Here is a 21,431-nt window from a genome sequence, read left to right on the forward strand (position 1 = left end):
GTTTCATGGGAAGGATAGAGTACAGGAATCACGATAGGTTTTTACTGTCTGTTGATTGTATCATTTTCGGATTTGACGGGAAGGGCATGAAGGCGCTGATTGTAAAACGGGCGCTTGAACCAGAAACCGGGAAATGGTCCCTGAGTGGTGGCTTCGTAAAAAAGGAAGAAAGTGTGGACCAGGCTGCTGAACGTATACTGGTTACACTCACCGGGTTGGAAAAAATATACATGGAACAGTTACACTGTTTCGGTGATATCAGTCGCGACCCTGGTGGCCGGGTGGTTTCAATTGCCTATTATGCCCTGATCAAAATTGACGCAAGCAATGAACAATTGCTGGATACCCACAACGCACAATGGGTTGACCTGCATCACCTGCCTCCCCTGATTTTTGACCACAACCAGATGGTGAAAATGGCAAAGGAACGATTGCAGCAAAAGGTCGCAAACCATCCGATCGGGTTCGAATTGCTGCCGCACAAATTTACACTGCAGCAATTGCTGGGATTATATGAAGCGATTTACGAAACCAACTTCGACAAACGCAACTTCACCCGCAAAATCCTCGCCCTGGGTATTTTGCAACGGCTGAACGAAAAGGAAAGGGAGTCCTCCAAGAAAGGCGCATTCTACTACGTCTTCGACAAGAAAAAATACAAACAGCTGGAACACGAAGGGATAAAACTGATTTAACTTTCTTCACCCGCCGGGTATTACCCGGCGGGTGATTTTTTTACAGCGGCCCCCCGCAGTACTTGCAGAATCCGGCATCTGGATCATGGCCACTGTTGCCACAATTAGGACAGGCCTTTGATGTTGTTTCTTCCTTTGCGGCACTTTTCGACATTTCTATGGTAACAATGCCGGTGGGCACAGCGAGGATGGCATAACCCAAAAGCATAATGCAGGACGCTATTAATTTTCCTATTGGCGTAACTGGCGAAATATCGCCATAGCCAACAGTGGTAATCGTGACGATGGCCCAGTAAATGCTTTGCGGGATGGAACTGAAGGATTCATTTGAACCGCTCTCCACCACATAGATCAGCGCACCCAGGATGATGCTCAGCAATACCACAAAGCATAAGAAAATGAAGATCCTTCTCGCGCTGGCTTTCAACGCCAGCGTAATTGCCGCGCCTTCCCGCACAAACTGGCTGAGTTTTAAAATGCGGAAAATCCTTATGAGCCGTAGCGCCCTGATGGCAATCAGGAAATGCGAACCGGGTAAGAACAGGCCCAGGTAAGTGGGCAATATGGCCAGCAGGTCAACTATACCATAAAAGCTGACCATAAATTTCAACGGACTTTTTACCGTTAACAATCGTAATATGTATTCAATAGTAAAAACTATGGTGATGGTCCATTCAAGGAAGTTTAACTGTGGGCCATAATGTTCGTGTACACTTTCAATACTTTGCAGCATCACCAGTACCAGGCTTACCAGTATCAGGAATAGCAGCGCCAGGTCAAAGTTTCGCCCGGCCCTGGTGTCTGATTCAAAAATTATGGTGAAGAGTTTTTCCCTCCAGCCCCTGGCTGGTTTGCCTGCTTTCATACTAACAATGTACAAAAGATTGGCTGCTAAACTTATTTGCGGCTGATAGAAAATATCGGTACCGGCGGGTCGAAATACTGGTCTGTTTCCGGCTTGCGGTAAATCTTCCGCACAACATCCATCCCCTTAACCACTTTGCCGAAAGCAGCATAACCCTGTCCATCCGGATTATTTGCACCCCCATAATCCAGGCCCGGCTGGTCCGTGAGGCAAATAAAAAACTCAGAAGATGCCGTTCCGGGTTCTTCCCGGGCAAGTGATACGGTTCCGGTCAGGTGTTTTAACCCGGTAATTTGCGTGTTTTCATGGGGGATCTTCGGAAGCTCAGGCTTCTTCTTCCTGCGGTTCCAAAGTCCACCCTGCATCAGTTCACCCTTCGGTGCATTGGAGGGCTGGTTGTCCATATTTAGCACCCGGTAGAAACTGGTATTATCATAAAGCTTCTGGTCAACAATCGCCAGGAATGCTTTCACCGATTGCGGCGCCTTGTCAGCATACAACTCAATCTCGATATCCCCTTCCCCGGTCTCGATCACAACCTCCTCCACCCGCCGGGTATTACCCGACGGGTGGGAATTGCAACTCAGGGCTAAAAATGCGAAAACATATAGTGTGGGAAAGAGGCGCATAGGTGCTTTGCTGTTTTATTCCGGTAAATTTCTTATAATTTTTTATTTACCCGCCGGGTATTACCCGGCGGGTAAATAAATATCTACTATATTAGTAGACAATAAACAAGCCATTCAACTATGTCAGCACAAAATCTACGATTCGAAACCCTGCAGGTGCATGCAGGACAGGAAGCAGATCCTGTAACAAAATCACGCGCAGTTCCTATTTACCAGACCAGCTCTTATGTTTTTGATAGTTCCGAACACGCGGCCAATTTATTCGGGCTGCGCGAATTCGGGAATATCTATACCAGGTTGATGAACCCGACAACTGATGTGTTCGAGAAAAGGGTCGCTGCCCTGGAAGGCGGCGTAGCCGGACTGGCTATGGCATCTGGTCAGTCTGCCCAGTTCATCGCCCTCCAGAATATCCTGGAGCAAGGCGATAATATCGTTGCTTCCTCCTTCCTCTATGGCGGTACCTATAACCAGTTCAAGGTTACCTTTAAGCGCTTAGGCTTTGAAGTTAGGTTTGCCGACGGCGATAACCCCGCCGACTTCGAAAGCAAAATCAATGACCGTACCAAAGCGCTTTACGTGGAAACTATCGGTAACCCGGCTTTCAGCATCCCGGATTTTGAAAAGCTGTCCGATATCGCCAAAAGGCACAACATCCCATTGATCGTGGACAATACCTTCGGCGCTGCAGGATACCTCTGCCGGCCTATCGATTTTGGCGCTAACGTAATTGTTGAATCCGCTACCAAATGGATCGGCGGACATGGCAACAGCATCGGCGGCATCATCGTAGATGCAGGCAACTTCAACTGGGGCAACGGGAAATTCAAGTATTTCACTGAACCTGATGAAGCTTACCATGGCATGAAATTCTGGGACATCTTTGGTTCCGGCGGACCTTTCGGTAATATCGCTTTCGCCATCAGGGCAAGGGTTACCGGCCTCCGCAGCCTCGGCCCGGCTGTTAGCCCGTTTAACTCATTCCTCTTCTTACAGGGACTGGAAACTTTATCGCTTCGGGTACAGCGCACTGTTGATAACGCACTTGCCCTGGCTGAGTGGCTGGAAAAACATCCGCAGGTGGAGTATGTGAATTACCCCGGACTCAAAAGCAACAAATACCACGAACTGGCTAAGAAATACCTGCGCAACGGTTTCGGCGGTGTATTGTCTTTCAAGATAAAAGGCGGAAAGGAAGCAGCGGATAAATTCGTGAATGGCCTGAAACTGATCAGTCACCTCGCTAACGTTGGCGATGCAAAAACACTGATCATCCACCCTGCTACTACCACACACGAACAACTTACTGAAGCGGAACAAAAGTCGGCTGGCGTTGAACCCGGACTATTGCGTATCTCCCTCGGTATAGAACATATTGATGATATAAAGGATGATATCGAAACAGGATTTACTGCTTCGAAAGGGTAATAATCAGTTCCATAATAAAAGAGGCTGCCCCATAAGGACAGCCTCTTTTTTATTCGCACCGGCGAAGAAATTACTTCTTCTTCTTTTTAGCAGGTTTGGCAGGGGCCGCTGGTGCGGCGGACAAATCCTTCACCCGGATATTCCTGAAATACAGGGTGTCACCATGACCAAGGAAACCTATATGACCCGTAGTCCTGGCTAATCCCGGATGATCCCGGTGATCTAGCGTTCCGTTTTTTGAAGCTTCGGCAATATCACCTTCGGTAATAACGGTGCCGTTCAGGGTAACCTTAATTTTGGTGCCTATAAGCTGGATCTCTTCTTCATTCCATTCACCAACAGGCTTCAGGAAACCGCGTTTGGCGGGAATAACACCATACACTGATCCATGGTACTGGTAAACCTGCAGGTTCTTGTAAATATCTGCATCATTGTCAAGTACCTGGATTTCCATGCCTTCATAAGCAGCATCGCCTTCGAGTGGTGCATGCAGGCCAATTCCATTGTTTGCACCAGGCGTCAGCTTGAATTCAAAACGATAAATAAAGTCCTTGTACTCGTCTTTCGTGTAAAGGTTGCCGTGACCACCACCTTTAGGGTGTACGGCAATATTACCATCTTCAATTACATAGTCAGTCTTATTGCCAACCCATTCGCGCAGGCTGGTGCCATCAAACAGGATCTTGAAATTGTCTTTCTTTTCCTGCTCAGTCAGCACATATGGTTTTGGCGCAGGGATTTCACGGATATATATATCACGGTATTGGATAATGTTGCCGTGCGCCTGCAATTCAATCTGTTCTTCATTGAACAAAGGCAGTCCGCGATCCCAGTAATTTTCCAGGGGCACTTTATCAACAACCAGTTGCCCGTTTAAGTAAACAGTCACCATGTCGCCCACCATAACGATCCGGAAAGTATTCCAGTCGCCGATGGCATTATCTGCCAGCACAAGGGGTTTACTTGGATACTGCTGGTTATTGTACAATCCGCCTGATCCCACCTGGGCGCCTACATCACGGCGTGAGGTATCCCAGATCTGCACCTGTGGTGTACCGCGCAGGTAAATACCCGCGTCACCATCTTTCTGGATCTTCCAGTCAACCAGCATTTCGAAATTGCCATATTTTTTATCTGTACATAAATTCTCGCCATGGCCACTGAAGATCAGCACGCCATTCTGTACACTCCAGCCCTGGCGCATTACATCATCGGCCTTCGCCTGCTCTTTGGCCAGGGTGGCAGCATCCATCTTTGCACGCTTGATTGGATCAGCAACTAAACCCTTCCAGCCGGTCAGGTCCTTCTCATTAAACAGCGGCTTGAAACCTTCACTCTTTGGCAGGGACGCTATATGCCTGCGCAGGTCTTCTTTCTGGTAATCAGCTTCTGCCCCGGTTATTGAATTGATGGCTTCCTGCAGCAATTGCGTTACCTCGGCACCATATAAATCCGGATTGTGTTGCGCAATGTCTTTTATTGTTGATGCCGCAGTGCTTTTCAACTGCGCGTCCTGCAGGAACTTACCTGCATATTTCAACGCACCATATGTCGGGGCATCAGACAGCTCGCGCAGCAATGCAGCCAGTTGCGTTTTATTGGTGGTTACTTCCATCACATCGCGGACCTGCAAATATTTCTGTTCCGGGGTGTTTTTGGCATCACCGATTTGTTTAGTGAAACCATCGATGAGCTGCGTCGCAGCTGCGCCTGACTTATTTTCCAAAACAAGGCGATGGAATTCAGCTGCGGCTTCACCATTTTTCCAGTTAGACAATGCCTCAATGATTGCAGGCTTGCCGGCATCACCGGCAGCAGCGTATTCCTTCTGGATGGTTTGTAGCCCGGCTTTTCCACCAACGCCGGAGAATACCGGGTAGAAATTTGGCTTTTTGTCTGTTGCTGCATTAGCAAACTGCTGCTGCAAAGCTGCTGACCGCTCATCTGCATTAGCAATACCATTTAATGCAGTGATCACAATTCCCTGTACATTTTTCAGGTCTGCAGGGGCCGTGGTGGATGACAGCAATGGAAATAATGCCGGCAGGTCCTGGGGGCCGACCATTTTATTCAACGCAGCGGCAGCGGCCGATTTCACATCAGCGTCTGTATTATTCAGGTAAGGCAAAACTGTTCCCACCTGCGAAGCCGCAGCTTTTTCGCCCAGTACATACAGCAATGCTGATTTACCAGGAGCCGATGCTGATGGCAATGCAGCAGCGGCTGGCGCTACGACAGTTTTGCTATCCAGCAGCAATAAAGCTTTTTGTATGGCAGTTGCTTCGTCCTTATCCGCTTTGTTTAGCAGGCCTATCAGGACAGGCGCTGCTGCAGATTTCCCGGTGATGGCAGCTGCATTCGCAACAGCTATGCGTGCTGCTGCATCAGTGCCCTGCAATAGTTGCAAGGCTGGCGCATAAGCAGTGGCGTAACCTTTTCCCGCCAGCATATTGATGATCTCCGCCTTTACGGTATTGTTGGAATTCTTCAGCGTATTCAGCCAGGTAGTGCTCGTTTGTTCATTGAGGTAAGGAGCCGCGAATTTCAAAGCAGCCTGCCTGTATTCCAGGTTCGCATCCTTCATGGCACCGGTCAGCAGCGCAAGGCTTTTATCGCCCTGGATATCGGCCAGGATCTTCAGCGCGGCAATCCGGGTGTGAAGCTGTGTCGGTGCTTTCAGTTGTTTATTTAACGCGTCGGCTTTCTTTGCAGCCAGGTCATTAGCCCCGTTTTTATGCAGGTTGTTCAGCAACAGCAAGTAAGCTGAAGTGGCTTCTGTATAATCGAAGGTATACCCCGCTTTTGCTGCAGCAGCGGCCAGCAGCGGCTCTGCGGACGGATCTGCAATCTGCGCCAGTGAATGCAGGCACACTTTCCTCAGCATCTGGTCATCAGTTGCGGCTAATTGTATGATCGACTTCGCTGCAGGCTGGTAGGCGGTAAAACCAATCGCTTCAACTACATACAGCCTTGCATTACCGCTGACGCTGCTAAGCGAATTCAGTAAGGTCTGCTTTGAATTTTCAGTATTAATTCTTGCAAGCGCCCTGGATGCGGCATCCGACAACCTTTCATCTTTTAAAAAGGAAATCAGGTAAATGATCGCATCATCCTTGCCTACCTGTTGCAGCTGGGTGATCAGCATGAGCTTTGATTCGGGGCTGCTGACAGATGACAGCGCTTTGCCATATGCGTTAGTGGCCATGGAGCGCCAGCTTTCCCTTCCGGGTTTTGTAGCATAAAATGTGAAACCACTGATCGCAAAATGGATCCGGGAAATATCACCGGTATTGTCCAGTTGCTTTGCCAGTTCAATCAGCCCGCTTTCGCCCAGGTCGGCAACGGCCTCAGCATTTTTCAGCAATTGCGCGGAATCATCAGCAGGCTCCTTAGCCAGCAGGTCGGCGATCTTGGTGGGTATCGTGCGGTTTTTATCAGTTTGCGCAGTTGCAATTGTCAGCAGGCTGCAGCAAAATAAAAGCGAGAAGAACAATTTTTTCATATAAATAGAATAGCGTGTTTGAATGAATAAAGGACGAATCATCAGATACTCCATGGACCGCGCATGGGCTGGTTCATGAGGCGGTTTGCGCCTTCGTCGTTAAGGAATACCATTTGCACGGGATCGAAGTGCAGGGTGCGGTTCAGCTGCAACGCGATCTTACCCATGTTGACAATGGTTGCGGAGCGATGTCCGTTTTCTTCATTCAGGGCGAATTTCTTCCGGGTCTTCACCGCATCGATGAAATCGGTGGAAACAGGCAGCGGGTCGGGGAATTCAGCCAGTTTTTTCTCAATATCCGGGATGGTACAGTTAAATCCTTTGTAGAGCTTGCCCTTAGGGCCTTCAATATAAGCGGCATCTTCCAGGCTTCCCTCGCCATCCAGCACGATCTGGCAGCCATCGGCATAGGTAAAAGTGAGCCTGCGCCAGGTTCCCACAGCATCGTCGTGCTGCTGGGGTGCGTCTACTTCAACGGTAACCGGACTGGTATCGTCCTTGCCCAGGAAATACTGGATGGGATCGATATAGTGCTGGCCCATATCACCCAATCCGCCGCCATCGTAATCCCAGTACCCGCGGAAGGTAGTGTGCACGCGATGGCTGTTGTAAGGCTTGAAGGGCGCCGGCCCGAGCCACATATCATAGTCGAGTTCCTGGGGAACGGTTTCAACAGGCAGGTTGGTTTTACCCACCCAATAGAATTTCCAGTCAAACCCGGTGTGTTTACTAACGGTTACCTTCAGTGGCCAGCCTAGCAGTCCGCTGTCCACCAGTTTTTTGATTGGTTTTACCGTGGTGTTCATTCCGTAAAAACGGTCGGAGAAACGGAACCAGGTATTGAGGCGGAAGATCCGGCCATGTTGCTGCACGGCTTCCATCACCCTTTTGCCCTCACCGATAGTGCGGGTCATTGGTTTTTCGCACCAGATATCCTTTCCGGCCCTGGCGGCATCGGCGGCCATGATACCATGCCAGTGCGGCGGGGTAGCAATATGCACGATATCCACTTCAGGGAGGGTGATCAGTTCACGGTAATCGCGGAAGGTCTTCACGCCTTTTCCGCCGCCCAGTTTATCAAGGGCAAGCTGGATGTGGCGGGTATCGACATCACAGATAGCTACGGTACGGGTTCCGCCAAGTTCAAAGTGGCCGCGGCCCATGCCGCCGGTGCCGATAACGGCTTTGGTCAGCTGGTCACTGGGAGCCAGGAAACCGGGTCCGCCGAGTACGTGGCGGGGTACAATGGTAAATGCAGCAATAGCGCCGACCGAGTTTTTGATGAAACTGCGCCGGCTGTTGGAATGTTTTGGGGGCATAGTTGAAATTTTGCCCGCAAAAGATAAAGATAATTCGGCAGGGAGGCCGCGGCGAAGGGAACTAAAATGGGGAGATGTTTAATTAGTAAAGGAGATGGGTAATTTAGGCTTGGTTGAAATTGGCGGCTGCTGAGCCTGGTACCGGGTTTGTGTGCCCTTTTTCGGCATAACCTTATTAATTGACACATTAAAACTATTGGTAAACCATGTTTGCGCACCCTTCCTTTATCATGGAAATTTATCAGCCCAATGCGCATTTATTGTACGAAGATCAAATAGATACTTAACGGGGAGGGAAACTGGAGGAGAACCCGGACAGCGCGATGTAGGAAAATTATTTTAATGCATAATTCCAGGTTACAAGTTTAAATATGGAAATTAACAGTATCATATTGGGTGCGGAAAATATCAAACATATGAAAATCTCTAAGCAGACTGCATTGTTGCCCGCAATAGTTACCTTATTTATTCTGACACTTTCATTTAGCATACAGGCTATGGCACAGGAAAAAAATCAAATGGTCAGGTTGGCAAAAATTAAAGTTGACCCATTGCAATTGGACAAGTATAACGCAGCACTGAAAGAACAAATGACTACTGCTGTCCGGGTTGAACCAGGCGTATTGACTTATTATGCCGTTGCCGACAAAATCGACCCCTCACACATCACAATCCTTGAAATATATGCTGATACAACCGCATACAAATCTCATATAGAGACCCCTCATTTTAAGAAGTACAAAGACACCGTTAAGGGTATGGTTACATCCTTAGAACTTGTTGATGTTAACCTGGTTGGTTCAGCTAAAAAACCTGACAGGTAATGTGCAAAAAATATGGCCGTTACATTTAAAAGGGAAAATTTATTTTAAAAATGAGGTACCAGGTTTATGTTATAGAACTGTCAAAACGGGTCTTCACAGAAAATGCAAAATTCCGTTCTGCTAATCCACAATTTAATGGGGTTCTCCAGTGCCTTTATGTCGGCATGACCAGCAAAACGCCTGCTGAACGATTCCTGCAACATAAAACCGGGTATGTTAACAAAAAGGGCCACAAGCTTTCTGCAAATATTGTCCAGCAATACGGCACTTATCTTCGTCCGAGCCTCTACGAACATTTAAACCTGAAGCCGATGACCAGGGAAGAAGCTTTGCGAATGGAAGAGAAACTTGCCCTCGATTTAAGAAGACAGGGTTATGCAGTCTGGTTTAATTGAAAGTATATACTGCGCCTGGCCTGCCGGTAATTTTAATTTGTTATTTTTGATGAATCCACGCTAACCTAACACTGCATTTAAATCACTGCATGCTTTCTGAAACCGGTCAATTTATATTGCCTAACCATCCGTTTTTCCTGCAACAGGAATGGAATACTTTCTTCAGTTCGTTTTCGAAACTGGGTAATGAAGAGATAGCCAACCGCAGCCAGGATATCATGCGGTTTCTAAAAGAGAATGGCGTTACCTACCAGATTTATAACGACCAAACCGGACTTAACCGTGCGTGGAACCTGGATATCGTTCCCTTTATTGTGGATGCAAACGAATGGCGTTTGATCGAAGCCGGACTCCAGCAACGCGCTACATTGTTCAACCTTATTTTACAGGATATCTATGGCCAACAGCGCCTCATCAAAGATGGCATCCTCCCCATGGAAATCGTATACAACCATAACGGTTTCCTGCGCGAATGCTGTGGCATCCAACAGGCCGGCCATCACCAACTGGTGATCTACTCTGCAGATATGGCCCGCAGCAAAGACGGCCGGATCTGGATATTAAACGATCGCACACAGGCGCCCTCCGGTTCCGGCTATGCCTGGGAAAACCGCATGGCCATGGCCCGCATCGTCCCCGAACTTTTTAATGGCCAGAAAGTTAAAAGGCTTTCACCGTTTTTCCATTCCATGCGCCAGGCCTTAACACAGATAGCGCCTTCCACTGCAGCAACACCGCGTATCGTTATTCTAACACCCGGACCCGGCAACGAAACTTACTTCGAACATTCTTTTCTTTCCTCCCACCTGGGCTTTACCATGGTGCAGGGCGATGACCTGATGGTGAAAGATAATTTCGTGTGGCTGAAAACATTGGGCGGACTGGAAAAAGTGGATGTGATCATGCGAAGGGTAGACGATGTGTATTGTGATCCGCTGGAACTGAAGGAAGACTCACTGTTAGGGGTACCCGGTTTATTGCAGGCAGTAAGAAGCGGCAATGTCAGCATCGCCAACCCGCTGGGCAGCAGCGTAGTGGAGAACCCCGGCCTGATCCCTTTCTTGCCGGCCATCGCCCGATATTTTTTAAATGAACCATTGAAGCTGCCGACCATCGCTTCCTGGTGGTGCGGACAACCACAGGCGCTCAATTATGTGTTGGATAATTTATCATCCCTGGTTATTAAAAGGATTTTCCGGGAATCGGATAAACGCACTTCCGTTGATGCTACGCTGCTTGATCACGCCGCATTGCAGGAACTGAAAGAACGGATCAAAACCCAACCGCATTTGTATGTTGGCCAGGAGAAAGTTGATTTTTCCCTTTCCCCTTCCTGGGTTAACGGCAACCTGGAATCAAGCCATGCTTTATTCCGGAGCTTTGCGGTGAGTGATAACGGTGGCTACACGATCATGAACGGCGGACTGACCCGCACTTCACTGGATAAGGAAAATATGATCATCAGTAACCAGTTGGGCGGCTTTAGTAAAGACACCTGGATACTGTCCGACGAAGAAAACAGTGTGCTGCATATTAAAAAAGACCAGGATCATTTGCAGGACCAGCCTACCCATGATAAAAGCGATTACCTGCCCAGCCGCACTGGCGAGAACCTTTTTTGGGCTGGCCGCTATGCAGAACGCGTATTGGGCAACGCCCGCTTTTTACGCACTGTAATGCAAGTCGTTGAAGAAGCCAACAAAGCGTTTATCGATAACGACCTGGACCTGAAAAAATCTTTATTGACGGCGGTAACAGCCTATACCAATACATTTCCGGGTTTTACGGGTAAAGAGGCCAGGCAAAAAATGGAAAACCCCTGGAAGGAATTAGCGGATGTATTGTTTGATGAGAAACGCGTAGGCGGATTAAGCTATAACATCTCCTGTTTTTTAAGGTCCCTGGAAGCCATAAGGGATCATTGGTCCGGCGATACCTGGCGCGTGATAAAGGAGATGGAGGAAAATTGGCAGCGGGCAAAGTCGGTGCAAAATAAAGGGAATTATAAAATTCAAAGCGCACTGGATGGTATCATTACTTCCATGATGGCATTTGTCAGTTTAAACAGGGAAACGATTTCGCGCGACAGGGGTTGGGTTTTGCTGGATAGCGGCCGGAAAATGGAACAAAGCATTTTGCTGGTTGGCATGCTGCGCGCTACACTTACCCGGAAAAATGCCGATGCAGTGGAATACCTGCTGCAGGAAGTTGTTTTGAATAGCAACGAGAGCATGGTAAATTACCGGTTTAAATATAAGGCCCACCTGCAATTGCCCCTGGTATTGGACCTGCTGCTCTTCGACCCCAATAATCCCCGGTCCTTATTGTACCAGGTTGAAAAGATGAAAGCCTATTTATCTGCTTTGCCTAAAATCCAGAATGGCCACAGCCTGTCTGAACATGAGCGACTGGTACTGGAAGTGTTTACCAAAATTAAATTATCCGGCAAGGATGAATTATCGGTAGTGGATGAAGCCACGCAATCCTATAAAAACCTCGATAATTTTTTAACTGAAATAAATGCTTTGATTTACAATATTTACAATGTAGTGTCCTCTACTTATTTTAAACATGCACAAACGCAACAACAACTTTTCCGTTAATCAGCAAAAGCATGGAATACCAGGTAACCCATACCACAGAATACGAATACAATAATTCAGTAAGCCTCTGTCATAATATGGCGAAATTGCTCGTTCGCAATACGGCAACACAATTATGTAAAAACACGGAGATTGAAATCACACCACAGCCCGATATTTTGAGGGAGTATGAGGATTATTTTGGCAACAAGGTTATTTATTTCGCCATCCAGAAAGAACATCGGCGCTTAGCGGTTACCGTAAAATCGCAGGTTAAAAAAATTGTGGCGGATAAAGCGGAACTGAGCTTTTTTGCTGGCACCAGCTGGGAACAGGTTAAACAACAGGTGTTGGAGCCTGGTGAAGAAAACTTTAATGCAAGGCAATACATTTCCGAAACACCTGTCACGGCCGCCAATGAAGATATTGCCGCCTATGCCGCACAATTCTTTACCCCTGGCCGGCCCTTTCTGGAAGCTGCCAACGACCTGATGCAACAGATTTACCTGGACTTTGAATTCAATCCTCGTTTTACAACGGTGGCTACCCCCCTTACAGAGGTTATGAAATTCCGTAAAGGTGTTTGCCAGGATTTTGCCCACCTCGCCATTGCCTGTGTCCGCACAATGGGCTTGCCGGTGCGCTATGTTAGCGGTTACCTGGAAACTGTTGCACCAATAGGCAAACCAAAACTTACAGGCGTTGATGCTTCACACGCCTGGTTTGCTGTTTATGTACCACAGTTAGGCTGGATTGATTTTGACCCTACCAATAATATGATTCCTGGAATGCGGCATATTACCATCGGGTGGGGCCGGGATTATACTGATATTACCCCGCTGAAAGGGGTAATCCTGAGCAGTGGCCATCATCAGTTGCGCGTATTAGTTGATGTGAAGAGGCTGGACTGATGCTGCTTCACGCACCACTTTATGGATAAACTTCATTTTATCAACCACTGCATTATTGATCATAAATGGATAGCTGTCTTTTAAACCCATACTCCTGTTCAGGCTGTTCATGGCAAAAGTTAAAGGCAGCCATAACTGTATGATGCTTTCAAAATCCCGGATATAATAAGGATCGGTTATGGTACCTGTTTGTAGTTTTTGGGTTGCTTCATTAATGGGATGGACACTTAACCCGAAATAATATGCAGTCTCCAGTGTGTCGATGATATGCAGGTAATGTGCCCATGTTTCAGCCCAGTCTTCCCAGGGGTGCATGGTGGCATACGCGCTGATGTAGTGGTTGTTCCAGCCGGCAGGCGCACCTTCCGCATAATATTTTTTCAGGGCTTCTGCATAGTCCAGGCTTTCATCCCCGAACAGGTTCCTGAATTCATAGATATGGCTTTTGCTGGCGATCAGGCGGTCCCAATAATAGTGCCCCACTTCATGGCGAAAATGCCCCAGCAAAGTGCGGTACACTTCATCCATTTGCTTTCGGGCCATCTCCCTTTCTATATCATCTGCTTCTGCAATGTTGATGGTGATGACGCCATTATCATGGCCGGTAAATACCTTTTTTTCCTTAGCCGTTTTGTCGTCGGCAATAAAATCAAAAGCCAGTCCTTCCGCTTCATTTTGTTCCTTGCTGACTAAAGGAAGCTGTAAATGCAGCAGCTGGTAGATAAGCCGGTGCTTGGCAATTTCAATGGCATTCCATTTTTCAAGGTACTCCGGCCTGGTGAGATCAGGTATAGTTCGGTTAAGCTGGCAGGCGGTACAAAATACGGAAGCGCTTCCAACCGGAACCAACCAATTGCAAACGTTAAACTGGTGGTTAAAGCAGTACTGCCAATTATTCCCGGCAACCAGGGAAATTTGTTGAAGGCTTTGTACATCAAAACCCAGGGAGGCATTGCAGTTTAAACAAAAAACATTTTCAAAATATACCGGGTGGCCACAATTGGTGCAGTTAAAGAGTTTCATGATATGGTATTGCAGTTTTATGGCCAGCCAATCAGGGCTTCTTCTTTCCCCAATATTGCCGCATATCTAATGTATAGGGATAATCAGGGTTTACGACCACCTCGGGCACATCCACCAGGTATTGACTGTTGCTTTCCACAATAAAATGACTGGCACCGGAAGAAACAGGTGTATACTGTATGGTATCCTGCGTGTGGCCATAGTCCCAGTACCTGCTGATCCGGCGGCTTTCCGCTTCATAGGCATTAATGGGAAATGTGTCGTAGCTCCTGCCCCCGGGATGCGATACATGATAGGTGCAGCCGCCAATGCTCCTGCCATTCCAGGTATCTACAAGATCAAAGACCAGCGGCACATCGGTACCAATAGTAGGATGCAATGCTGATGGTGGTTGCCAGGCCCGGTAACGTATCCCGCACACAAATTCGGTTTTAATATTGGTTTCTTTTAAGGGCACCCGGTTGCCATTGCACAGCAACACATACCGGTCGTTATTGAAATTGCGCAGCTTTACCTGAATTTTCTCTAAGGAGGAATCTACAAAACGGGCCGTGCCGCTGCTGCTCATTTCTTCACCCAGCACATGCCAGGGTTCAATGCCCATGCGCAATTCCATCTCTATGCCCTGGATCCTGGTAGTGCCATAATGCGGAAACCGGAATTCAAAATAGGCATCAAACCAACTCATCTGGAACGCATAACCGGCATCGTTTAAATCATCCACCACTTCGCGGATGTCTTCGTGTACATAGTGCGGAAGTAGAAATTTATCGTGCAGTTGCGGACCCCAGCGCACCAGTTTGTGTTTATACGGTGTCTTCCAGAATTTGGCGATCAGCCCGCGCAACAACAACATCTGTAACAAACTCATTTGCTTGTGCGGCGGCATATCAAAAGCCCGGAACTCCAGTATCCCCAGCCTGCCCGATGAAGTGTCGGGGGAGTACATTTTATCGATGCAGAATTCCGAGCGGTGGGTGTTGCCCGTTATATCGGTGAGCAGGTGGCGGAATATCCGGTCAACCAGCCAAAACGGCACATAGCCTTCGCCTTTATCGGGCACCTGCGAAAACGCGATCTCCAGTTCATATAATTTTTCATCACGGCCTTCATCTATCCTTGGCGCCTGGCTGGTGGGCCCGATAAAGGATCCGGAAAATAAATAGGATAGCCCGGGATGGTGTTGCCAATAGGTAATGAGGCTGCGCAATAAATCAGGCCTGCGTAACAAGGGACTATCTGCTGGTTTCGCGCCACCGATGGTGATATGGTTGCCACCACCTGTTCCCGTATGCCGGCCATCGACCATGAATTTTTCTGTACCTAACCTCGACAAATAGGCCTGCTCATATAAGGTGTTGGTATTTTGCAGCAATTCCTTCCAGCTTTTTGCCGGATGGATATTCACTTCAATCACCCCGGGATCCGGCGATACCACCAGCCTTTCCATACGATTGTCCCGCGGTGGTTCATACCCTTCAATACGCACCGGCATGTTCAGTTTTAAGGCAGTGGCTTCAATGGAGGCTACCATATCGAGGTAATGCTCCAGGTATTCCATCGGTGGCAGGAATATGTAGATCACACCTTCCCTCGCTTCTACACACAATGCGGTCTTAATAATATCAACCTCGAACTTTATGTGCTGGTCATGATCTGCTGCCGGGGTTTTTTCTATCAAGGCCTTTTTTACAACAGGCGGATGTACTGTAATGGTTGCATATCGCCGGCTGATGGCTTCCTGGAAACTTCCCAAAACAGGAACCTCCTCAAACAAACTTCTTTCTACCAGTTGCGGTTCCTCATCCTTAGGGACAACCGGTAAGGATTCCAATGGCAAACGCAGGCCAATAGGCGAATTCCCGGGAAGCAGGAATAAATATTCCCGGTTAAAAACCCATTTGCCGCTGCGCCAGTTGCTGTTGTCGTAATTCCATTGTATCGGCAATACAAACCCGGCCGGATTGTTCAAACCTTTGTCCAGCAACTGGGCGATAGTCCTTCTTTCAATACTGTCTTTAAGGTTGGCTTTCAGCGGATCTATATTCACCGGGGTTTTTCCCTCACTCCATAAAAAGAAAAATGCATCCTCGTAGGCTGCACTGATATTTTCTGTACTCACAGCTAAATGCCGTGCAAGTTCTTCGATAAATAATTTTGCATCTGCATGTGTATAGCTGTGCGCTGTTTTTTCATGTGCAATCAATTGCAAATTCCGCCAGATGGGATAGCCATCTTTCCGCCAGAACAAACCATATTGCCAGCGGGGCAGGGGCTCGCCGGGATACCATTTTCCCTGGCCGTAGTGGATCATACCGGTCGGACCAAATTTCTCCCGCAAACGAAAAATCAGGTCATGCGAAAGGATCCGTTTTTCTTTCCCATCGGCCGCCGTATTCCATTGCGCCGATTCCATATCATCGATGGAAACAAAAGTGGGTTCACCACCCATGGTCATGCGCACATCGCCGGCTTGCAGGTCTTCATCGATCTGGTAACCCAATGCTTCAATGGCGGCCCATTGCGCTTCTGTGTAGGGCTTGGTTACACGGGGATCTTCGTGGATGCGGGTAACTTTATTTTCAAATTCAAAACTCACTTCCGCTTTATCGCTGGCGCCCACTACTGGCGCTGCGCTGCTGTAATGCGGCGTGCAGGCCAATGGGATATGTCCTTCGCCTGCAAACAAGCCTGATGTAGGATCCAGGCCGATCCAGCCGGCGCCGGGTACATACACTTCTGTCCAGGCATGTAAATCAGTAAAGTCAGCTTCTGGTCCCGATGGTCCGTCAAGTGATTTGATATCTGCGGTTAGCTGTACCAGGTAGCCGGAAACAAAGCGTGCTGCGAGCCCCAGGCTTCTTAGGATCTGCACCAGCAGCCAGGCGGAATCGCGGCAGGAACCTAATGCTTTACTAAGCGTTTCATCAGGTGTCTGCACACCCGCTTCCATGCGTATCGAATAAGCGATATCGTTGTATAACCTGGCGTTGATATATACCAGGAAATCAACAATGCGTTTTTTGCTTTTGTCCACCTGTGCCAGCCAGTTTTGCAGCAATGGTCCTTGTTCTTCCAGTTCCATATAGGGCACCAGCTCTTTCTGCAATTGGCTGGTATAGGTAAAAGGAAAATGCTCGGCATATTCTTCCACAAAAAAATCAAAGGGATTGATCACTTCCATGCGGGCGATCACTTCCACATCAATGGAAAGCGCGGTGGTTTTGTCGTTAAACACCACCCGGGCCTGGTAGTTCCCAAATGGATCCTGTTGCCAGTTGATGAAATGATCAGCCGGACTGATCTTAAACGAGTAGGCTTCAATGGGTGTTCTTGAATGGACGGCAGGCCTTAACCGGAAAATATGGGGCGATAAGGAAACCGGCCTGTCGTAATGATAGGTCGTTTTGTGTTTTATTGCTACGCGTATTGCCATTGTATGCTTTTGTCTTGTATTTGAATGGCCACGCAACCGTTGTATTTAAATATAACGGCTTATTGGGTATTCGTCAAATGAAATGTTAACCTGGTTTCTTGCCTATGTTTGCGCTTTAGCTTGCGAAGAGTGGATTCCGGTGGTCAGCATCCCAGGAGGGTGACAATTGTTTAGGCCGCCTGAAGACCGCAAAATACCATCTTACTACACCTGTTTAAACGAAAATTTCCAAATAAAGTGAAATTCTGCCTTTTGTTCATTAAATTTGCGTGTTCATGATTCATGAACATTTATAAATAATGAACATGGTAGAAGAGGAAATTATCCAGGAAGCCCTTATCGCTCTCCATAAACAAACAGGTATCACTGTTAAGGAAATACCATGGGCCTCACTAACGAAACGAGAGAAGATAGGTATGGACCACAGGATTCGGATGAAAACCGGAAAGGAGGTGATTGAATTCGCCGTGCAAGTGAAAAACGAAATCAGGAAGATGCACTTACCCGGTCTGCTGGAACGAATGGAAACACGCAAAGAGGTAAACTGGCTGATCATTAGCCAGTATATTCCGAGGCCATTGAAAGATGAATTAAAAGGCTTGGGCGTCAATTATATAGAAGCTTCTGGAAACTGCTTTGTCAGGCATGGTGGTTTATACCTGTATATTAATGATCAGCAGGTAACTGAGGTACGTATACCAGAACAGGGAAAACTTTGGAAAGCGGCTGGATTGAAATTTCTTTTTGTGGTGTTACAGAACACGGAAATGATCAATGCAACCTACCGTAGTTTGGCAAAAACAAGTGGTATTGCATTGGGTAATATAGGGCCTCTTATAGAAGAGCTAAAAAATGGAGGGTATGTAAAAACCGATAAGAATGGCAACTTATTCCTGGAGAATACTAGTCAATTGCAAAAAAAGTGGGTAGAGATGTTTGCTTCAGTATTACGGCCAAAATTGAAGCTGGGAACGTTTAGATTTTTAGGTGCCGAAGGTGTTAAGACAGACTGGAAGAATGACCCTGCATTGCATTTTTTATGGGGTGGTGAAGCGGCAGGGGCCTTGTTGACCAACAATCTGCGTCCTGAAAAATTTGCAATTTATTCAAGCTATCCAAAAATTCAATTGATGAAGGAATTAAAGTTGATACCGGATGAACATGGTTCTTTGGAATTGATGGAAATGTTCTGGGATGAAGAAGAGCTTAAACATGCAGGAAAAGACCTCAACACTGTTCCACCCTTATTGGCTTATGCCGAATTAGCCACCAGCCTGGATAGCAGGAATAGGGAAACAGCTGAAAAAATTAAAGTCAGGTATTTAGAAAATGACAGATGAACCATTAAGCCCGATAATCATTGGTATGCTAAAGGACCTGGAAAAGGTTTTCAAACAGCATGATGTTGACTTTTATATTGTTGGAGCTGTGGCTCGCGATATTCACCTTTCAGCTATACCAGGGAAGGCTGCTTTTCGTGCAACTAAGGATGTAGACCTGGCCATCCTTTTAGCTAGTGAAGAACAATTTTACGCCGTAAAACAAAGTATGCTGGCCACCGGAACATTTGAAGCGCATCCGACAGAACCTATAAAAATTTTCTACAAAAAGAGCATTGAAGTAGATCTGCTGCCTTTTGGTGCCATTGAAAATAACAGCAGTGAAACTATCCTCAACAAGCCAAAGGTGTTTGTCCTGGATGTGCCGGGATTTCAGGAAGCTTATTCTTCTATTACCACAATTGATATAGATGGAACCAATATCAATGTCTGCGCTATTGAAGGTATTGTTTTATTAAAGCTGATTGCCTTTGATGACAGGCCATCCAGAACAAAAGATATCAGTGATATAGACCACATCATAATGGTATATTTCGAATTATATGATACTGCCGTTTTTAACGATTCTTTCGATGTCATGGAATTATATGATACTAATGAAAGTAACTATTTATCGTTGGTTTCGGCCAGGGTAATTGGCAGGAAAATGAGTAACCTGCTGTTACATTCACCATCTTTAAAGAATCGAGTAGAAGGTATTTTAACTAAGCGACCAATTGATACCTGGCAAGCCATGTTAAGCGGCTTGCTGGATTGATGTTCGACTATATTATTTTTTTAACTTCTTTACCCGCTCCAATGTTTTGCCGATAATTTCCCTGGCTATCTCCGGGTCTACACCGGCTTGTTTTGCAAGCGCTTCAATATCGGGATCCTTGCCGGCATTAATCGCAGGCAGGGCCATTTGCAGCAGGTGGTTAATTTTTGCCAACACCCTGTCCTCCGCCGGGCTGCTTTTAATATCGAACAGCTTATCATAAGGGTGGAACTTTATTGTTTTGCCCAGGATATCTTTAATGAGATTAATCATGAACAAATGAACCCTGATCTCCGGTTCTTCGGCAATAGTCAGTCCGCATTTATTAAGCAGGAGTTGCATCTTGTGGTAGCCAAGGTCTGTCATCGCTGATAGGGAAAGGATGCCTTTTTCCTCGTGGTAATAGGCCGCGGCAAAATGCGGTGGCGATTCATAGTCGCCGCTGGTGAGTTTGAATATCGGGGGTAAGTTGATCCGGTAATAAGCAGCATATACGGCACAGGGTTTTCTTCGATTCCCCTGATGAGTCCTTCCTCATCATAGATCTCCGGATTTTGTTCTGTGGCAAAGAAGAAAATATCGTCGGGGTCGAAACCGCTGAATGAAACAAAAGGACCGAAACTTTGCCAGCAATCCCCATTGAAACCCGTCAACAAAAAACAAAGCAGTACAGGTTGTTCTGCCAGAGTTTGGGTGAGCGAGGGGGAGAAAAGCAGGAACTCTTCTTCGCGGAAAACATCTTCCATCAGGAAGAAATCCGGTGCAGGGCGGGATACTATACTGCAAAATCGAAACATCCAGGGTGATTCGGACTGCTCCTGCAGAAACATATATTGCTCCGGTGGCAGGTTTTTTACAGCAGTATGTTTCAGGTAACCGTGTATGAGTCCGTCTTCCCGGAAAATCCGGTGGGCGATGAATTGGGATTTGGCCATGCCTGCCCAGCTTGCCGGGAGCGTTTTAGCGGCCTTATTGTACCGGGAAATTTGCGTGTCAAATGCTTTGTCCGCCTTATCTTTCGCCGCCGCATAATATATCAGGAAGGAATCGATGCTATCCCTTGACAGAATGCTTTACGCGCGGCAAAATTTCTCCAAAAGTTTGTAATCAGGCATAAAGCAGTATTCGTTTAATGGACCCAAATGTAAAGCCGCTTGTTGATGTAGAAAAAATGCTGATATATGCGAAGTGAATTGGGCGTGAATATTTTTTGTGGGGCTTTTGATCATGGCAAATTTGTTCATATTATTTACATTTAAAGCAACAAGGTTGAACTTTGGGAGCCTAATGATATTGAGTAAGATAAAATGAACAATTCCGACACACACCATCAGCGTATCGCAAAAATGACTTTCGCTTCCGTCTATCCTTTGTATCTCGCAAAAGTTGAGAAGAAAGGCAGGACAAAAGAAGAATTGCACCAGGTCATAGAGTGGTTAACTGGCTTCGATAATAAGAAGCTGCAGGAGCTGATCAATGAAAAGGCAAGTTTTGAAATCTTCTTCCGGCATGCTTCGTTAAACCCCAAAGCGCACCTCATCACCGGGGTAATCTGTGGGTATCGGGTGGAGGAAATCGAGGATGCTTTGACGCAGAAGGTCAGGTATTTGGATAAGCTGGTGGATGAGTTGGCAAAGGGCAGGAAGATGGAAAAGATATTGCGCAATGCATAGGGTGTTGTGCCCTCAAGATTTTTGAGCTGGTGGTGAACCATCCTTAGAGCTT

General features: G+C 47.1%; 17 protein-coding genes. 9 read left to right on the forward strand and 8 right to left on the reverse strand.

Features of this window, described 5'->3' with window-relative positions:
• Positions 1-5 precede the first annotated feature (5 nt).
• Positions 6-695, forward strand: a complete 690-nt coding sequence (locus LAQ65_RS10410) for an NUDIX hydrolase (RefSeq protein WP_224116905.1) — start codon at positions 6-8, stop codon at positions 693-695.
• A gap of 40 nt (positions 696-735) precedes the next feature.
• Here the strand turns inward: LAQ65_RS10410 and LAQ65_RS10415 are convergent, their stop codons facing one another.
• Both LAQ65_RS10415 and LAQ65_RS10420 read right to left on the reverse strand, forming a co-directional pair.
• Complete coding sequence (locus LAQ65_RS10415; RefSeq protein WP_224116906.1) at positions 736-1,560, reverse strand: ion transporter; 825 nt, start codon at positions 1,558-1,560, stop codon at positions 736-738.
• 32 nt (positions 1,561-1,592) lie between these two features.
• A complete protein-coding gene (locus LAQ65_RS10420) occupies positions 1,593-2,189 on the reverse strand; it encodes a peptidylprolyl isomerase (protein ID WP_224116907.1) in 597 nt (198 codons plus the stop codon).
• A gap of 120 nt (positions 2,190-2,309) precedes the next feature.
• Between LAQ65_RS10420 and LAQ65_RS10425 the strand changes: the two genes are divergently transcribed.
• Complete coding sequence (locus tag LAQ65_RS10425) at positions 2,310-3,617, forward strand: O-acetylhomoserine aminocarboxypropyltransferase/cysteine synthase family protein (protein ID WP_224116908.1); 1,308 nt, start codon at positions 2,310-2,312, stop codon at positions 3,615-3,617.
• Between the two features lie 70 nt (positions 3,618-3,687).
• On the opposite strand, the gene LAQ65_RS21055 is transcribed toward LAQ65_RS10425, so the two are convergent.
• Both LAQ65_RS21055 and LAQ65_RS10440 read right to left on the reverse strand, forming a co-directional pair.
• Entirely contained in the window at positions 3,688-7,119 is a 3,432-nt protein-coding gene (locus LAQ65_RS21055) for a DUF1080 domain-containing protein (protein ID WP_262901445.1), read from the reverse strand.
• Between the two features lie 41 nt (positions 7,120-7,160).
• Positions 7,161-8,438, reverse strand: a complete 1,278-nt coding sequence (locus tag LAQ65_RS10440) for a Gfo/Idh/MocA family oxidoreductase (RefSeq protein WP_224116909.1) — start codon at positions 8,436-8,438, stop codon at positions 7,161-7,163.
• A gap of 416 nt (positions 8,439-8,854) precedes the next feature.
• Between LAQ65_RS10440 and LAQ65_RS10445 the strand changes: the two genes are divergently transcribed.
• The 4 genes from LAQ65_RS10445 to LAQ65_RS10460 all read left to right on the forward strand — a co-directional run bounded on the left by LAQ65_RS10445 (position 8,855) and on the right by LAQ65_RS10460 (position 13,150).
• Complete coding sequence (locus tag LAQ65_RS10445; protein WP_224116910.1) at positions 8,855-9,262, forward strand: putative quinol monooxygenase; 408 nt, start codon at positions 8,855-8,857, stop codon at positions 9,260-9,262.
• Positions 9,263-9,312: 50 nt separating this feature from the next.
• A complete protein-coding gene (locus LAQ65_RS10450) occupies positions 9,313-9,657 on the forward strand; it encodes a ribose-5-phosphate isomerase (RefSeq protein ID WP_224116911.1) in 345 nt (114 codons plus the stop codon).
• 89 nt (positions 9,658-9,746) lie between these two features.
• Positions 9,747-12,260: a circularly permuted type 2 ATP-grasp protein gene (locus LAQ65_RS10455; RefSeq protein ID WP_224116912.1), complete on the forward strand. Its 2,514-nt coding sequence runs from the start codon at positions 9,747-9,749 to the stop codon at positions 12,258-12,260.
• Positions 12,261-12,271: 11 nt separating this feature from the next.
• A complete protein-coding gene (locus tag LAQ65_RS10460) occupies positions 12,272-13,150 on the forward strand; it encodes a transglutaminase family protein (RefSeq protein WP_224116913.1) in 879 nt (292 codons plus the stop codon).
• Here the strand turns inward: LAQ65_RS10460 and LAQ65_RS10465 are convergent.
• Both LAQ65_RS10465 and LAQ65_RS10470 read right to left on the reverse strand, forming a co-directional pair.
• Positions 13,124-14,173 carry a zinc-binding metallopeptidase family protein gene (locus LAQ65_RS10465; protein ID WP_224116914.1) on the reverse strand — a complete coding sequence of 350 codons (1,050 nt, stop codon included), beginning with the start codon at positions 14,171-14,173 and terminating at the stop codon, positions 13,124-13,126. The genes LAQ65_RS10460 and LAQ65_RS10465 overlap by 27 nt on opposite strands.
• Positions 14,174-14,204: 31 nt before the next feature.
• A complete protein-coding gene (locus LAQ65_RS10470) occupies positions 14,205-17,609 on the reverse strand; it encodes a transglutaminase family protein (protein ID WP_224116915.1) in 3,405 nt (1,134 codons plus the stop codon).
• A 305-nt stretch (positions 17,610-17,914) separates the two neighbouring features.
• Here LAQ65_RS10470 and LAQ65_RS10475 point away from each other — a divergent pair, with 305 nt between their 5' ends.
• Positions 17,915-18,949, forward strand: a complete 1,035-nt coding sequence (locus tag LAQ65_RS10475; RefSeq protein WP_224116916.1) for a type IV toxin-antitoxin system AbiEi family antitoxin — start codon at positions 17,915-17,917, stop codon at positions 18,947-18,949.
• The gene (locus LAQ65_RS10480; protein WP_224116917.1) at positions 18,939-19,706 is read left to right on the forward strand and encodes a nucleotidyl transferase AbiEii/AbiGii toxin family protein; all 768 of its coding nucleotides are present in this window, start codon (positions 18,939-18,941) and stop codon (positions 19,704-19,706) included. The genes LAQ65_RS10475 and LAQ65_RS10480 overlap by 11 nt, the downstream gene beginning before the upstream one ends.
• A 12-nt stretch (positions 19,707-19,718) precedes the next feature.
• Here the strand turns inward: LAQ65_RS10480 and LAQ65_RS10485 are convergent, their stop codons facing one another.
• Both LAQ65_RS10485 and LAQ65_RS10490 read right to left on the reverse strand, forming a co-directional pair.
• The gene (locus LAQ65_RS10485; protein WP_224116918.1) at positions 19,719-20,072 is read right to left on the reverse strand and encodes a hypothetical protein; all 354 of its coding nucleotides are present in this window, start codon (positions 20,070-20,072) and stop codon (positions 19,719-19,721) included.
• A complete protein-coding gene (locus tag LAQ65_RS10490) occupies positions 20,069-20,641 on the reverse strand; it encodes a hypothetical protein (protein ID WP_224116919.1) in 573 nt (190 codons plus the stop codon). The genes LAQ65_RS10485 and LAQ65_RS10490 overlap by 4 nt, the downstream gene beginning before the upstream one ends.
• A gap of 372 nt (positions 20,642-21,013) precedes the next feature.
• Here LAQ65_RS10490 and LAQ65_RS10495 point away from each other — a divergent pair, with 372 nt between their 5' ends.
• Positions 21,014-21,379: a DUF2200 domain-containing protein gene (locus LAQ65_RS10495; RefSeq protein ID WP_224116920.1), complete on the forward strand. Its 366-nt coding sequence runs from the start codon at positions 21,014-21,016 to the stop codon at positions 21,377-21,379.
• Positions 21,380-21,431: the final 52 nt, after the last annotated feature.

This window comes from Flavihumibacter profundi (assembly GCF_020076305.1).
In the GTDB taxonomy this organism is placed as follows: Bacteria; Bacteroidota; Bacteroidia; order Chitinophagales; family Chitinophagaceae; genus Flavihumibacter; species Flavihumibacter profundi.